This is a genomic window from Actinoplanes auranticolor (genome assembly GCF_018332655.1).
Taxonomy (GTDB): domain Bacteria; phylum Actinomycetota; class Actinomycetes; order Mycobacteriales; family Micromonosporaceae; genus Actinoplanes; species Actinoplanes auranticolor.
The window spans coordinates 1-15740 of sequence record NZ_BOQL01000007.1; the positions used below are offsets into that span (position 1 = coordinate 1).

General features: G+C 71.0%; 11 protein-coding genes. 1 reads left to right on the forward strand and 10 read right to left on the reverse strand.

Going from position 1 to position 15740, the window contains the following annotated elements:
• From Aau02nite_RS04170 to Aau02nite_RS04195, 6 genes are all read right to left on the reverse strand, one after another.
• On the reverse strand, positions 1-1722 hold a 1722-nt coding region (locus Aau02nite_RS04170; RefSeq protein WP_212986973.1), incomplete at its 3' end, for a Kelch repeat-containing protein.
• Positions 1719-2909 (reverse strand): glycosyltransferase, encoded by a 1191-nt coding sequence (locus Aau02nite_RS04175; RefSeq protein WP_212986974.1) that lies wholly within the window; start codon positions 2907-2909, stop codon positions 1719-1721. The genes Aau02nite_RS04175 and Aau02nite_RS04170, both read right to left, overlap by 4 nt.
• Positions 2906-4477, reverse strand: a complete 1572-nt coding sequence (locus tag Aau02nite_RS04180; protein ID WP_212986975.1) for an ArnT family glycosyltransferase — start codon at positions 4475-4477, stop codon at positions 2906-2908. Before Aau02nite_RS04180 ends, Aau02nite_RS04175 begins: the two co-directional genes overlap by 4 nt.
• Positions 4474-5730 carry a glycosyltransferase gene (locus Aau02nite_RS04185; protein ID WP_212987019.1) on the reverse strand — a complete coding sequence of 419 codons (1257 nt, stop codon included), beginning with the start codon at positions 5728-5730 and terminating at the stop codon, positions 4474-4476. The genes Aau02nite_RS04180 and Aau02nite_RS04185 overlap by 4 nt, the downstream gene beginning before the upstream one ends.
• A 756-nt stretch (positions 5731-6486) precedes the next feature.
• Positions 6487-7365 carry an alpha/beta fold hydrolase gene (locus tag Aau02nite_RS04190; RefSeq protein WP_212986976.1) on the reverse strand — a complete coding sequence of 293 codons (879 nt, stop codon included), beginning with the start codon at positions 7363-7365 and terminating at the stop codon, positions 6487-6489.
• 74 nt (positions 7366-7439) lie between these two features.
• Positions 7440-9665, reverse strand: a complete 2226-nt coding sequence (locus Aau02nite_RS04195; RefSeq protein ID WP_307857839.1) for a putative bifunctional diguanylate cyclase/phosphodiesterase — start codon at positions 9663-9665, stop codon at positions 7440-7442.
• A 177-nt stretch (positions 9666-9842) separates the two neighbouring features.
• On the opposite strand from Aau02nite_RS04195, the gene Aau02nite_RS04200 reads away from it, so the two are divergent.
• Positions 9843-11462 (forward strand): serine/threonine protein kinase, encoded by a 1620-nt coding sequence (locus tag Aau02nite_RS04200; RefSeq protein ID WP_246594879.1) that lies wholly within the window; start codon positions 9843-9845, stop codon positions 11460-11462.
• On the opposite strand, the gene Aau02nite_RS04205 is transcribed toward Aau02nite_RS04200, so the two are convergent.
• The 4 genes from Aau02nite_RS04205 to Aau02nite_RS04220 form a co-directional block, all read right to left on the reverse strand.
• Positions 11459-12436, reverse strand: a complete 978-nt coding sequence (locus Aau02nite_RS04205) for a LacI family DNA-binding transcriptional regulator (RefSeq protein ID WP_246594893.1) — start codon at positions 12434-12436, stop codon at positions 11459-11461. The two genes, Aau02nite_RS04200 and Aau02nite_RS04205, sit on opposite strands and share 4 nt — an antisense overlap.
• Before the next feature lie 100 nt (positions 12437-12536).
• On the reverse strand, positions 12537-13436 hold the full coding sequence (locus Aau02nite_RS04210) for a carbohydrate ABC transporter permease (RefSeq protein ID WP_246594880.1): 900 nt from the start codon (positions 13434-13436) through the stop codon (positions 12537-12539).
• Positions 13433-14368: a carbohydrate ABC transporter permease gene (locus Aau02nite_RS04215; protein ID WP_212986978.1), complete on the reverse strand. Its 936-nt coding sequence runs from the start codon at positions 14366-14368 to the stop codon at positions 13433-13435. Before Aau02nite_RS04215 ends, Aau02nite_RS04210 begins: the two co-directional genes overlap by 4 nt.
• Positions 14369-14379: 11 nt before the next feature.
• The gene (locus Aau02nite_RS04220) at positions 14380-15687 is read right to left on the reverse strand and encodes an ABC transporter substrate-binding protein (protein ID WP_246594881.1); all 1308 of its coding nucleotides are present in this window, start codon (positions 15685-15687) and stop codon (positions 14380-14382) included.
• Positions 15688-15740 lie beyond the last annotated feature (53 nt).

Below are 15740 nucleotides of genomic sequence, written 5' to 3' on the forward strand. Positions count from 1 at the left end.
GACCCGGCCGTCCGGCAGCAGGAACGCCGACGAGTGGTAGCCGCGCGGCACCGGGTCGACGGCCATGTTCGGGGTGAAGGTGTTGGTCGCCGGGTTGAACATGGACGCCTCGTACACCGGGTCGGCCCGGTTGTGCAGGGCGCCGCCGGTCTCGAAGACCTTGCCGTCGGGCAGTAGCACCGCGGAGACGTACATCTTGCCCTGCGCGGCCGTCTGCGGGACCCCGCCGGTCAGCTTGCCACTGGGCAGCAGCGGCCCGGGCTTGTAGACCGGGGTCGCCTGCTTCAGGTCGATGATGTCGGTGAGCCGGTTGGCGTCGGGGTTGGTGTCGATGTTGCCGCCGCCGATGGTCAGCACCCGCTGGTCCTGCGCCGGGGGCAGCAGCACGCTCATCGACTGGTCGCGCTCGTCCTTCTTCTGCAGGCCGCTGACCGGGGTGATGGTGTTGGCGTTGTAGTCGTAGATCGAGGCGCCGGTGCCGGGCAGGCCGTTGCCGAAGACGTGGCTGCCGGTGTAGAACAGCCGGCCGTCCTGCATCAGCACCATCGACGGGTACAGGCCCCAGAAGCTCCAGGTCTGGTTGGCCTCGTTGAGCCCGAGCCAGCGTTCCTCGCTGCTGTCGAAGTACTGCGTCGCGACGGTGCCGCTGGAGTCCTCACCGAGGCCACCGAGCGAGATGACGTCGCCGTTGCCCATGACCGTGGCCGAGGGGTACCAGGAGCCGGCGGTCATGTCGTTGACCCTGGTGTACGCCATGGTGTCCGGGTCGAAGATGTACGAGTCCTTCAGGCCCTTGTAGCCGTGGCTGCCGTCGGCGGCCGGGTAGTCCTTGTTGCCGCCCATGATCAGCACCCGGCCGTCGGCCAGCTGGACGTGGCCGGCGCAGAACAGGTCGGCCGGCGTGGCCACGTTGGCGAACGTGCCGTTGCGCGGGTTGTAGACCGCGGTCTTGAAGGTGCCGGCGGCGAAGGCGGACGGGTCGTTGCCGGAGCCGGCCACCAGCAGCACGTTGCCGTTCTTGAGCACCACGGCGTGGATGCCGCGGACCGGCGAGTTGAACGGCATGACCTGCCAGGCGCCGGCGGTGCAGGCCGGACCGGCGCTGCACGAGGTGCCGGGCGCGGCCTGGGTCGCGTCCACCATGGCGTAGTCGTCGGTCTGCAGCGTGCCGACGCCGTAGATGGTGACGCCCCAGACCACCTGGTCGGTGTTGGCGGGCACCGGCGGGGTACGGACGGTCTTCTGCTTCCAGGTGGTGCTGGCGGTCAGCGTCGCGAGGTCGGTCCAGTACACCCAGCCCTGGGCCACGTCGTGCCGGAACATCGTCATGACCGTGTTCGGCGTGGTGCTCTTGTACCAGGCCGAGACGTCGTACTGGTGGCCCGGCGTGACGTTCGGCGCGCAGGACGGGTTCTCCAGCATGAGCGCCTTGCGGTCACCGCTGGTGATCTTCGAGACGGTGACCTTCATGGCGTTCTTGCCGCTGTGCGGGGCGGTGTGGGTCACCTCGTAGCTGTGGGTGCTGTCGCCCCAGCCGGACTGCTCCCAGCAGACCGGGAAGCCGGTGGAGTCGACGACCTCCAGGCCGGGGTTGCTCAGCAGGTTGGCGCCGGCGAAGGACTTGCCGGGCACGGCCAGCACGAGCACCAGCGTCACGATGAGGACCTGGGCTATCCGGAGCCGGTCACGCCGGCTCAGCAGGGGCAGGGGGCGACGGTTCATGCGTTCTCCAAAGCGGTGGCCCTGGGCTTGGCCCGGTAGATGACCTTGTCGAGGATGAGGAAGCGCACGACGAAGGACGTCACGAGCGTCATCAGGTTGGCCGCCAGCACGCCGACGTGCACACCGTCGACGAGCAGGGCCAGCAGCGGGATCCGCAGCAGCAGGTCGGCGTTGCCCATCAGGAAGAAACGGGAGAGCCGGCTCGCCAGGCTGCGGTGTCTGCGGTTGCGGTAGAGCAGGGTGTCGGTCAGGGCGAAGTTCCAGCCGACCGCGATCATGTTGGCCAGCACGGCCGCCGCCAGGTAGTGCACCCCGGCCACGTGGGCCAGGAACCACAGCGCCAGCTGGTTGGGCAGCAGGCCGGACACCCCGATCAGGGCGAAGGCCAGCATCCGGGTGCGTTCCGCGCCGAAGCGCAGGATGGCCAGGTGCTTGAGGAAGCGCACGCCCTCGGCCATCGTCGACTTGGACTCGCCCGCGTGCCGCTGCTGGAAGGTGTACGGCACCTCGACGATGCGGCCGGGCCGGTTGCGGACCACCAGCTCCAGCAGCACCTTGTAGCCCAGCGGCCGCAGCTCGTCCACCTGTAGCGAGCTGGTGCGAACCGCGAACAGCCCGCTCATCGGGTCGCTCACCTGGAGCAGCGAGTTCCGGAAGATCATCTTGGTGGCGAAGGTGGAGCCGCCGGAGATGAACTTGCGGTAGCCGTCGGAGAGGCCGTCGGTGGTGCCACCGCCCGCGTACCGGGTGCCGATCACCAGGTCGGCGCCGTCGCGCAGGCCCGCCGCGATCAGGTCCGGCACGATCTCGGGCGGGTGCTGCAGGTCGGCGTCCATGACCACGATCCAGGCGCCGCGGGCCAGCCGCATGCCCTCGACGACCGCGCCGCCGAGACCGCCGGTGCTGTGCTCGCGGTGGTGCACCGTGATCGGGATCGGACACGTCCGCGCGGCGGCGCGGATCACCTCGGGGGTGTCGTCCGTGCTGTCGTCGACGAAGACGATCTCGGTGTCGCTCTCCGGCAGCACCGCCACGAGGCGTTCCAGCAGCGCCGCGATGTTGTCCCGCTCGTTGAAGGTCGGGATGACGACGGTCTGCCGCAGCGCCGTCGCCACCTGCACCTCGCCGATCGCGCCCGGCATCATCCGGACCCGGCCCGTCGCGCGTCCCCCGGCAGTGAGCGTCATGGCTTCTCCTTGTCGATCCGGCGGATCTCGATGCGTCCGTCCTGGGGACCGAACGTCGCGATCGGCGTGGAGTTCGTCAGCAGCTTGGTGACGGTGGGCAGGGAGCCGGGATCCTGGCGCAGGGCCGGGGTGGAGACGATGTAGTCGACGTCGCGCCAGCCGTCGGGCAGCGTCTTCGCGACCGCGGTGTCGAGGTCGAGCTTGTAGAACCAGATGACCTTCTCGCGCTGGAAGCCCGCGTCGACACAGTCGATCCAGAGCACGTCGTCGACCACGATGGTGGCCCGCTGCGGGTCCGGCAGCTCGTCGCGCAGGTAGGACGCCGCGGCCACGTACTGGGCGTTGTCGTCGGTGGTCAGCGCGCGGCGGTTGCCGTCGTACCAGCGGGGCACGACCAGGGTCAGCGCCGTCACCGCCGCGACGCCGAGCACGGCCCAGCGCCACCACGACCGTTGCGGCTCGAGCAGCCGGACGCCCTGGTCGGTCACGCCGGCGATGACGATGGCGAAGAACGGCAGGATCTGCACCACGTACATGGCGGGCAGGTAGCCGCCGGGACGCAGAGCGACCACCGCCAGGATGGTCGCGGCGATCGCGGGCGCCCGCAGCCGCCGCACGGCCAGCGCGATCACGGTGGCCACCAGCCCGGCGACCAGGATCACCGTGTCGTAGTACAGCCAGGACGTGATCAGCGAGTTCGACCCGGAACCCTCGTCGAAGACGGTGCCGGACCCCGAGCGCGACATCAGCTGGAACTGCCAGGCGCCGATGAGCGACACGTGCCCCTCGCCGGGGAACAGCTCACCGCGCAGCAGGGCGTAGAGCGGATAGAAGACGCCGACCAGCACGAGGCCGCTGGTGTAGCCGCCGAAGGCCCACGGCCGGGTGGACGTCTTCGCGGCGTTCTGCCACATCGCCACCAGCACCGCCGGCGCGGTGAGCAGCATCGTCTCCTTGGACAGCACGGACACCGCGGTCGCGGCCCCGGCGGCCGCGTAGTGCCACAGGTGCTTGCGCGGCGACAGGGCCAGGGCCAGCGCGGCCAGCATCCAGGCCACGGCGAAGCTGTCCAGGTAGATCTGCCGGTTCATGGTGATCGACAGCGGGGACAGTCCGAAGGTGAGCAGCGCGAGCGCCGCGGCCCAGCGGGACAGGTCCAGCCGCCGGCTGATCACGTAGACCAGCACCAGGCTGGCCCCCACGACCGGCAGCATCGCGATCCGGCCGGCGGCCACGGCGATCAGGTCCGGGAAGAGCAGGGCCGGCAGCCAGGCCAGCCCGGCGAGCTGGATCCAGGCCAGCGGCGGGTGGTCGTACCAGTACGTGTAGTGGGCCAGGCCCTGGCCGTTCTGCACCGCCCACGCCTGGGCGAGGTAGGTGCCCTCGTCGTCGGTGGCGGTCGGGAAGCCGGTGATGTTCCAGGCCATGAAGAACAGGACCACGGCCGTCAGCCCGCCGACCACGTACAGGTCGGTGCGCGAGCGCCGGACCGGCGCGGGCCGGGGCTCCGGCTGCACGGGTACGTCGGGCAGGATGATGACCTGGGTCGGCGCTTCGGCGATGCTCATGCGGCGACACCACTCTCGGCCTTGACGGGCTGATCGGTCAGGTGCGCACCGGTGTGCGCGGTCAGTTCCCAGTTGCGCTTGCCGGTGTACTCACGCCAGACCGCCCGCAGCGCGGCCACCGCGAGCACCAGGGCGTACGGGAAGGCGCCGAGGATCAGCCGGGCGTAGTGGTGCCAGCGGGTGCGCAGGCCGTACTGGAGACCGAAGTCGCGCAGCCCGACCGTCTGGAAGACCAGGTTGGCGGCCATCGGGATGACCGGCACGAACGTGATCAGCGCGACGAACACCGGCAGCTGGGCCCAGATGGCGATGGCGATGCCGATCGGGATGACGATGCCCGAGAAGGCCTGCAGGAACGGCTGGGTGAGGGTGTAGCGCGCGAGCATCCGCTGGCCGAACTCCGGCAGCCGCCGCCACTCCCCCTTGCGGTAGACCTGCAGGAAGCCCTGGTTCCACCGGGTGCGCTGCTTGAGCAGCGACGTCAGGGTGCCCGGGGTCTCCTCCTTGGTGACGATCGCGGAGTCGTACGCCACCACGACCTTGGCGCCCCGGCTGGACAGCCGCACACCCAGGTCGCAGTCCTCGGCGAGGCAGGTGCCGTCCCAGCCGTTGGCCGCGCGCAGCACGTCGGTGCGCACGAAGACGGTGTTGCCGCCGAGCGGGATGAAGCCCTTGCGGGCGTGCAGGTGCAGCCGGCTGCGGAACCAGAAGAAGTACTCCAGGCAGTTGTGCAGGCTGTACCAGCTCGAGTGGAAGTTGATCAGCTGCACGCCGCCCTGCACCACGTCGGCGTCGGTGGACCGGAACGCGTGGTCGACGTGCTCCAGCAGCTGCGGGTGCACCTGGTCCTCGGCGTCGAAGACCCCGACCACGTCGCCGCGGCAGTACGGCAGCGCGGTGTTGAGGGCACGGGGCTTGTTCTTCTGCTCGTTGGTGTCGGTCACCACGAGGATGCGCCCGGGCGCGGTGGCGGCCACGCGGTGGGCCACCTCGGCGGTCTCCGGGTCGTCGTGCCCGACGATCACGATTATCTCGAAGCCCTCGTGGGTGGACTCCAGCAGGCGCTGGACAGTGTGCTCGAGCACGGCCTGCTCGTGCCGCGCGGGCACCAGCAGGCTGAACGTCAGCCGGTGCTCGCCGTCCGGCGCGGCGAAGCGGGTCGATGCCAGCGTCTCCGGCGTACGCCAGGCGTGCATCGTCCACCACAGAGTCACCGCGGCGAAACCCGCGAGCACCAACGAAACCACAATCATCACGGCGGCAGCCAAAACCCGTTGCCTTTCGGAATGTGGCGGGCCCCACCCCCACCAGCGGGCAAACAATAGCCCGCACCACCCCGGTGATTTCAAGTCGGCGGACAGTTTTTTCACAGCCACATCCGAATCGTTGCCGGAAATGGCGGGTACGCGAAACACCGGCTTCATTAATGACCCGGGAAAGGCATGATCACGACGGGGATTTCCAGCCGCGATCTGACATGACGGGATACGCGAGGGTATCGGCCGAATCGGACCTCGACAGCAGCCGCGCGGAGACATCCGTCGCTGCCGGAAAGACGAAGGTACTACACGTCTCCACCGAACGGGCCAGCGGGGTGGGGCCGTTTCTGGACTGCTGAGATCCACGTCTCCTTGACATGGAAGCGTTCCCAGCTGGGGATCGACGGCCGGCCCCCGGTCCCGCGGCCGGTGGACGCCGGATGAACGAGGGGTGAGGAATGGCTTTCCGGACCGCGGGCGAATAGCCATTCGCGGCCCAGAACCGCCAGGTCACAACCGGTACGCGCGGCGGCCGGACAGCCCTTCACCGAGGCCGGCACGCCCGTCGGCCGGCAACCATTGACGGCGCAAATGTTTCGGGCATGCTTCGGGCTGATCCCGCGGCTCGGCGCCACCGGGTAATGGCATGATCACGGTGCGCCCACGACGCCATTCCTGCAAAGCGGCGCGGCTCAACGGTCGTTAATGGAGCGACCGCCGGTGAATGACACCCGGATCCGCCGGGCGGCCTCAGTGCACGGCGGCACGAACCGCGTTCGCGGCGATCGCGTCGACGATCCGGGGCCACAATGCGCGGGGCAGGTCGTGGCCCATGCCGTCGATCACGACCAGGTCGGCACCCGGCACCGCCGCGGCGGTCGCCTCGCCCCCCGTGACCGAGATCAGCGGGTCGTCGGCACCGTGGACGACCACAGTGGGTGCGGTCACCCCGCGCAGCGCGGTGGTCCGGTCCGGCGACGCGATGATCGCGGCGTACTGCCGCAGCGTGCCCAGCGGGTTGTAGCCCCGGTCGTACTTGGCCTCCGCCCGGCGCAGCAGCTCATCCTCCGGCGTGGGGAAGCCCGGCGATCCGATGATCCGGGCCGCGGCGACCGCGCCGGCGACGGCGGTGGCCCGGTCGGGCGCCGCCGGCCGGCCCACGACCGCCGCGGCCTCCGGCGTGGCCCGGCCCACCGACCGGTCCCCGGTCGTGGACATGATCGAGCAGAGGCTGGCCACCCGCTCCGGATGGTCGACGGTGAGCTGCTGAGCGATCATCCCGCCCATCGACAGACCCACGACGTGCGCCCGGCGCAGGCCGAGCGCGTCCAGCAGCCCGGCCGTGTCCCGCGCCAGGTCCGCCAACAGGTACGGCACCGTCGAGCGGTCTCCCGCCACGATCGCCCGGACGTCGGGCACGCCCCACTCGGGCCGGCTCGCCGACAGCCCGGTGTCGCGGTTGTCGAAGCGGACCACGGAGAAGCCCCGGGCCGCCAGCTGCTCGCAGAACCCCTGCGGCCAGTCGATCAGCTGCGCCCCCAGCCCCATGACGAGCAGCAGCGCCGGGTCGGCCGGGTCGCCGAGGGTCTCGTAGTACAGCTCGATACCGTTGGCCTGCACGTGGGGCACGGTGGGATCCTCTCGTCGCCGCCCGGCGCGGACGCACCGGTACTCACGATGATGGATGAGGAAGATCCGGGCTGCTACCCGGCGACAGCGGTGCGCACGCCGTGGAAGTCGGGTTCGGCGACGGGCCGGCCGAAGTGGTAACCCTGGGCCAGCCGGTAGCCGAGGCGGCACAACTCGGCGGCCTGTTCGGCGGTCTCCACACCCTCGGCGACGGCACTGAGGCCGAGTCCGTCGGCGACCTGGATCAGCGCGGTGGCGATGACCGCGTGCCGGCCGGCCATGGTGATGGTGTCCACGAAGCTCTTGTCCACTTTGAGCACGTCGACGGGCACGGTGTGCAGCAACCCCAGCGACGAGTGGCCGGTACCGAAATCGTCCAGGGCGATCCGCACACCGAGCTGGTGCAGGTCCTTGACCGTCTGCACGCTCTGGCCACCACCGAAGACGGCGGTCTCGGTCACCTCGACGATCAGGTGGTGCGCCGGCAGGCCGGTGCCGGCCAGCGTGTGGGCGACGACGTCGGCGAAGCCGGGCTCGGCGAGCTGCCGGGCGGAGACGTTCACACTGACCCGGGCGGGCGCCGCGGCGCCGTGGGTGCGCTGCCACGTGACCGCCTGGGCGCAGGCGGTGGTGAGGATCCAGGCGCCGAGTTCGACGATGAGGCCGTTGCGTTCGGCGACGGGGATGAAGTCGGCCGGATTGACCAGGCCGCGGCCGGGATGGTGCCAGCGGATGAGGGCTTCGACCGCGACGATGCGGGCGTCGGGCAGCGAGACGATGGGCTGGTAGACGAGGCGGAACTGGCCGGTGTCCAGGGCGGCGCGCAGTTCGGCACCGAGCCTCGCCTCGGCATCGGCCTCGTCGTCGAGACCCGGGTCGTAGCGGCGCTGCCGGTCACCGCCGGCCTTGGCGGCGTACATGGCGAGGTCGGCGCGGCGCAGCAGTTCCGCCGGGTCGCCCGTACCGTCCGCGCCCGCCACGCCGACACCGGCGCCGATCAGCAGCTCGTGCTCGCCGGCCTGGACCGGGACGCGCAGGGCGGCGCACACGCGCTCGACCATCGCGTCCCCCTCGGCGTCCGTGGCGTCCGGCGCCAGCACGGCGAACTCGTCGCCGCCCATCCGGGCCACCAGGTCGCCCGGGCGCAGACCGGCCACGAGGCGGGCGGCCACGGCGCTCAGCAGCCGGTCGCCGACCGCGCGGCCGAGCCGGTCGTTGACCGCCTTGAACCCGGTCAGGTCCAGCATCGCCACCTGCGGGGAACCGGTGGCCAGCGCCCCGCGGACCCGCTGCTCGAACAGGCGCCGGTTGGCCAGCCCGGTCAGCTCGTCCCGCATGGCCAGCACCTCCAGCTGCTCGGCCTGGTTCTGCACCTGCGTCACGAAGCCCGACATCCGCAGCAGGACCAGCAGGAACAGCAGCACGGCCCCGAGCCCGATCGCCAGCCAGCTGACCGGCCGGACCCCGGTCCAGCCCTGCACGAACAGCACGGCCGGGACGATCAGCGTCGAGCAGGTGAGCACGGCCAGCCGGCCCCGGCCGAAGCGTTCGGTGAGCTCACCGACCGCGGGCGCACCGACCGACGGGTGCAGGGCCGCGCCGGCCCAGTAGACGTAGGCGAGCAGGAACCCGACGTAGATCACGTCCCCGGCGACCGGTAGCACTCCGGGCAGCAGCGTGTAGATGACGTTGGAGGCCAGCGTGGCCGCGCTGCCGATGATCAGCAGCCAGTGGCTGGTGGTGGGACGGGCGGCGCGGGTGGCGAGCCGGGCCACCACTGCGATCATCAGCACGCTGGCGGTCGGGTAGCCGACGGTGGCCAGGCGGGCGAGCAGCGGGGTGGCCGGGTCGGCCAGGATCGGGCCGATCACGAAGATCCAGTAGACCAGGCCGAGCCCGGCCGCGATGATCGCAGTGTCGACCAGGCCCGCCAGCGGACGCTGACGCCGGCTGCGGGCGAGCCCGTAGAGCCCGGCGATGAGCGGCGGGTAGGCGCTGAGATAGAAGGCGTCGGACCACGAGGGGTACGGCATCACGGGCAGCACCAGCCCGCTCACCGAGTACGCGACGTCACCCAGCACCCACAGCACCAGGCTCGCCAGCACGACGTACCAGCAGCGGGCCGCCGGGGGCCGGTTGCGCCGGATCCCGGCCACCGTGACCAGCACCGCCGCGAGCCCGACGGCCCAGGACAGCACACCCTGCGCGGAGTCGGACGGCACCACCGGATAGATCAGGCACGCGAGGGTGCCGGCGCCCATCCAGAGCGACCACCAGCGGTCGACGCGTCCCGTCAGCACGCCCGGTCAATCGGTCGGCGCGGGCCGGACCTGAGGTCCCCGGCGATCGGCGTCCGGACGGCGGTGCGGGCACGAGTCGTGCACGCGCGGCCTCGATACCCCCGGCCGGGGATGTCGGGGTGGAACGCGCGCGATAGTGTGCCCCTCGGCGTGTCATGAGGCGTGGGGAGAGGGACCTTGTCGAGTCAGCCCCTGCGCCCGGGCGACCCGGCCCACCTCGGCGAGTACGAGCTGCTCGGCCGGCTCGGCGCCGGCGGCATGGGCACCGTGTTCCTCGGGCGCTCACCGCAGGGCCGGCTGGTCGCCGTCAAGGTGGTGCGCGCGGAGTTCATCCGCGACGAGGAGTTCCTCGGCCGGTTCCGCAGCGAGGTCAACCGGGCTCGGCAGGTGCCGCCGTTCTGCACCGCCGAGGTGCTCGGCGCCGACCTGGACCACGAGCCGCCGTACCTGGTGGTCGAGTACGTCGACGGGCCGGCCCTGACCGACGTGGTGCGGGAGAACGGCCCGCTGTCCCCGGCCGCCCTGCACAGCGCCGCGGTCGGCATCGCCACCGCGCTGACCGCCATCCACGGTGCCGGGGTGATCCACCGCGACCTGAAGCCGGGCAACGTGCTCTTCGCACTGGGCGGGCTCAAGGTGATCGACTTCGGCATCGCCCGCCCGCTGGACGCGACCAGCCAGCACACGCGTACCGATCAGATGGTCGGCACCGTCGCCTACATGGCGCCGGAACGCTTCGACGAGCATCCCGCCCTGCGGCTGAGCCCGGCCGCCGACATCTTCGCCTGGGGCGCGGTGGTGATGTTCGCGGCCACCGGCCGCACGCCGTTCCAGGGTGAGTCGGCGCCGGCCACCGCCATGCGGATCCTGACCCAGGAGCCGAACCTGACCGGTCTGCCCGGCTCGTTGCGCGGGATCGTCGCCCGGGCCCTGGCCAAGGACCCGGCCGACCGGCCCACCGCCCGCCAGCTGCTCGACCTGCTGCTGGCCGACGGCCGGCCGGTCGCGACGCTGCCGGTCCGCCCGGTCCCCGACGACGTGGCCACGGCGATGGCCGGGTCCGAGCCGCCGCCGGACCACGGTCCGGCGCGTTCCGGGACGGTTTTCGGCCCCGGGACGGTGCAGCCGTACGGCCCGGGCGGTGACGTCGCGACCCGCCCGCCGCGGCGCCGCGGGCGGGTGGTGCTCGCCGCCCTGGCGGTCCTCGCCGTGCTCGCCGGCGGCGGCGTTTTCCTCGCCTACTCGATCGTTGCGCCGAACGGCGAGACGACGCCGGGAGCCGGTGCCTCCCCGACGGGCGGCACGCAGACGTCCGCACCGGCGGCCTCGCCCAGCCCGACACCGGCCGGGCCGGCCACCATCCTGGCCGGCGACCGGCGCATCCTGATCCACTTCGTGGAGATCGACCGCGACCTCGCCATGCCGTTCCCCGACGAGGTGGTCACGTCCGGGGGCACCGGCAAGGACTCCCTGTTCTCCCTGGTCCCGACGGGCGTCGACTACATGATCCAGTCGCAGAAGCCGACCGACGGCGAGCCGCTCTGCCTCGGCGCCAAGGTGATCCCGGGCGACGCCGCCGAACTGGTCGGCACCGAGTGCGCGGCCACCAAGGCGACGATGTTCGCCATCTCGGAGACGGGCGACAAGGACGACAAGGGCCGCCCGACGTACACGATCTACAACGACGCCCACGGCACGCTGCAGTGGCGCACCAAGAAGCCCCAGGTCTACGTGCAGTTCCTGGGCGACGCCGAGACGGACACCACGTTCAGCTTCGTCGACCGGGGCCCGCTCTAGGCCGAGTCGCGGACCACCAGGTCGGTCGGCAGGATCACGGCCGAGTGCTCGGCGCCGTCGATGTGGGCCAGCAGCAGCCGCACCATCTCCGCGCTCTGCCGGGCCCACGGCTGACGGATCGTGGTGAGCATCGGCTTGGTCGTGGTGGCGATGTTGTTGTCGTCGAAGCCGCCGACCGCCACGTCCTCCGGGACCCGCCGGCCGGCCCGCTGCAGCGTGGTGATCGCGCCGGCCGCCATCAGGTCGGAGCAGACGAAGACCGCGTCGAGGTCCGGCGCCTGCGTCAGCAGGCGGGCCATCGCCGCCTCGCCCGAGGCCCGGGTGTAGTCGCCGGTCGCGATCAGTTCGGGGTCGCCGTGCCCGGCGATGTCGCGGTAGCCGGCCAGGCGGTCGACGCCGCCGGGGGTGTCCAGCGGGCCGGTGATGATGGCGATCCGGCGGCGCCCGGTCGAGCGCAGGTACTCGGTCATCTGGCGGGCGCCGTCGCGGTCGTCGGAGGCCACGTAGGTGACGTCGCGTTCCTGGCCCAGCGGCCGGCCGCAGACCACGAAGGGCAGCCCGCGCTCCTTGAGCTCGGCGATCAGCGGGCTGCCCTGGTGATTGGAGACCAGCAGCGCGCCGTCGACGTGCCCGGCGGTGACCCACCGGCCGATCCGCTGGCGGTCCTCGCCGGTGGCCGCCACGGTCAGCAGCAGGGTGATGTCGTGCCCGGCGAGCACCTGGGTGCAGCCGCGCAGCAGGTTGTTGAAGTTGGGATCCTCGAAGAGCCTGTCCTGCGGCTCGGAGAGGATGAAGGCGACCGAGCCCGAGCGCTGGGTGACCAGGCTGCGGGCGTGCTGGTTGACGACGTACCCGGTCTTGCTGATCGCCCGCTCGACCGCCGCCAGGGCCTGCCGGCTGACGTTGTGACCGCCGTTGAGCACCCGGGAGACCGTGCCGCGGGAGACGCCGGCCACCGCCGCGACGTCGTCCATGGTCGGGCGGGAGCGGAGTCGGCTGGGCTCGGTCACGGTCATATTCTCCCGCCCGGCCGCACCCCCGCGCAGCCGGGTCGGAGAGTCCCGCAGGAGGTCACTAACCCTTCACCGACCCGGAGACCAGGTCCAGCCGCCAGTAGCGTTGCAGCAGCAGGAACAGCGCGATCAGTGGGATGACGGAGATCAATACCCCGATGATCACGACGCTGTACAGCGCGGGCGCCGCCTGGCCCTGGTTGAGCAACGTGAAGAGGCCGACGGTGACCGGGAACTTGTCGTCGTCGGAGAGCATCACGAACGGCAGCAGGAAGTTGTTCCAGACCGCCACGAACTGGAACAGGAAGACCGTGACCAGCCCGGGCAGCATCATCGGCAGCGCCACCCGGCCGAAGATCCGGCCCTCGGACGCCCCGTCGGTGCGGGCGGCCTCGAGCACGGTGTCCGGCACGGCCGCGGCGGCGTAGATCCGGGCCAGATAGATCCCGTACGGGCTGAGGATGTTCGGCAGCAGCACCGCCCAGTAGGTGTCGGTCATCCCCACCTCGGCCAGCAGCAGGTACTGCGGGATGGCCAGCGTCACCCCGGGCACCAGCACCCCGGCGAGCAGCACGTTGAAGATGACGCCGCGCCCGGGGAACCGGAACTTGGCCAGCGTGTAGCCGGACAGCCCGGAGACGAACGCCGACAGCACGCCGCCGACCCCGGCGTACAGCAGGCTGTTGAGCAGCCACTTCCAGTAGACACCACCGCCGTAACCCGACATCTCCCGGAAGTTGGCCAGCAGGTCCCCGCCCGGGGCGAAGGTGAAGGTGGTGAACAGCGACGACCCGCTCTTGCTGGCCGCCGCGGCCACCCAGGCCAGCGGCAGCAGGCAGTAGATCGCGCCGATCAGCAGCACCGCGGTGGGCAGCCAGGCGGTGCGCCGCCCGGGCCGGCGGCGCGGCCCGGCCGGGTCCACGTCGTCGTGCACCGGTACGGAGGTGGCCAGCGCGGTCACCGGTCCTCACCTCCGAAGGCCTGCCGCTGCACCAGGCGCAGGAAGCCGAACGAGACCACGAGCGTGACCCCGGCGATCAGCACCGAGCTGGCGGCGGCGGAGTAGATGTCGTTCTGCGCGAAAGCGTCGCGGTAGATCTTCATCAGCGGGGTCCACGTCGACGAGATGGAGTTGGTCAGCGAGCGCACGGTCAGCGGCTCGGTGAAGACCTGCAGGGTGGCGATCAGCGAGAAGACCGTGGTCATGATCAGCGAGGGCAGCAGCAGCGGGATCTTGATCCGGACAGCGAGCTGGAACTCGGTGCAGCCGTCCAGGCGGGCCGACTCGTAGATCTCGCCCGGGATGGCCCGCAGCGAGGTGAACAGCACGATCATGTTGAAGCCGACACCGCCCCAGACCGCGATGTTGACGATGGCGAAGAACACCGAACCGCCGGTCAGCGGGTCGGGCTCGGGCAGCCCCAGCCAGCCGGCCAGGTCGGTGAACGGGCTCACCGCCGGCAGGTAGAGGAAGCCCCAGAGCATGCTGGCGATCAGGCCGGGGACGGCGTACGGCAGGAAGATCGCCAGCCGCGAGAAGCGCGCCAGCCGGACCCGCGGCCGGTCCAGCAGCAAGGCGAACAGCAGAGCCAGGCCCAGCATGACCGGCAGCAGGGTCAGGCCGTAGAGCAGCACCCGCCCGGCGCTGCCCCACAGCTCGGGGTCGGCCAGCGCGGTGCGGTAGTTCTCCAGCCCGGCGAAGATCTCCTTCCGCGAGTTGCGGCCCAGCCCCAGGCCGCTGACCTTGACCTTGCGCAGGCTCAGATACCCGGCGTACCCGATGGGCAGGAGCAGGAAGAGGGCGAAGAGCACGATGGCCGGGGCGAGGAAGAGGTACGGCACCCCGCGGGCTGCCGTACCTCGCCGCGACCGGCCGGTGACGGCCGTTGACATGACGGGTCCTCTCAGCTCGCGACCTTGAAGCCGTTCTTCTGCATGTCGGCCACGGTGGCCGTCTGCATGGTGTCGACGGCACCGGAGAACGGTGTCCTGCCGGTGATCGCCTTGCCGAAGGCGTCCTTGTAGGTGTCGTACGCGACGTTGACGTTGGGCCCCCAGACGAAGCCGGACGCGGTCTCGGCGATCGCCTTGGCCGAGGTGTAGAAGTCCTTCTGGTTGGCGAAGAAGGCCGGCGGCTCCTGCAGCAACGGGCTGGACTGCGCGTCGCGGGCGGCCGGGTAGATCGAGCTCTCCTTGATGAGCAGCGCGGTGGCGGCCGGGTCGGCGTTCATCCAGGCGGCGAACTTCACCGCGGCGGCCTTGTTCTTGCCGGCCGCGGTGACGCCGGTGGAGGAGCCGCCCCAGCTGCCGGTCTTGTTCTCGCCGGCGGCCCACTGCGGCATCGGCGCCATCGCCCACTTGCCCTTGGTCGCGGCCGCGTTGCCGGCGAGCACTCCGGGCGCCCAGATCGCGCTCGGCCAGGCGATCAGGGTGCCGTCGTTGAGCGCCTTGTTCCAGGCCGGGGTGTACATCGGCTGCTTGTCGATGGCGCCCTCGGCGACCAGGCCACCCCAGTAGTCGGCGACCTTCTTCGTGGCCGCGTCATTGACGCTGACGTTCCAGGTCTCGCCGTTGATGCCCCACCAGGAGGCGCCGGCCTGCTGGGCCAGGCCGGTGAACCAGCCCGGGTCGTTGGCCGAGAAGGTGGTCAGGTACTTCTTCGGGGCCTTCTGCCGTACGGTACGAGCGGTCTGCGCGAACTCGTCCCAGGTCTTCGGCACGGTCAGGCCCAGCCTGTCGAACTCGTCGGCCCGGTAGTAGAACATCATCGGGCCGGAGTCCTGCGGGATCGCGTACACCGCGTCGGTACCCAGCGTGACCTGCTGCCAGACGCCCTCGGCGAACTTGTCCTTGACCGGCGCGGCCTGCTCGGCGATGTCGGCCAGCACGTCGTTGCTGACCAGGGTGGGCAGCGACTGGTACTCCACCTGGGCCAGGTCCGGCGGGTTGCCCGCCTTGGCCGCGGTCAGCAGCTTGGTGACGATGTCACCGCCGCCGGCCTGCTTGCTCAACGTCACGTGGATGTCGGGGTTGGCGGCGTTCCAGGCGTCGACGGTCTTGTCGATGTTCGGCGCCCAGGCCCAGAACGAGAGCTCGACCTTGCCGCCGGGCTGCGCGCCCTGGTCGGCGTCGCCGGAATCACTGGTGCAGGCAGCGCTCAGGCCGGCGGCGAGCACCACCGCGAGCAGGGCGCCGAACTTCTTCCTCATCATCGTGCCTCTCCGGGGATGGTGGCTGTGAGCGCTCACAGCCTTAACCCACGGGC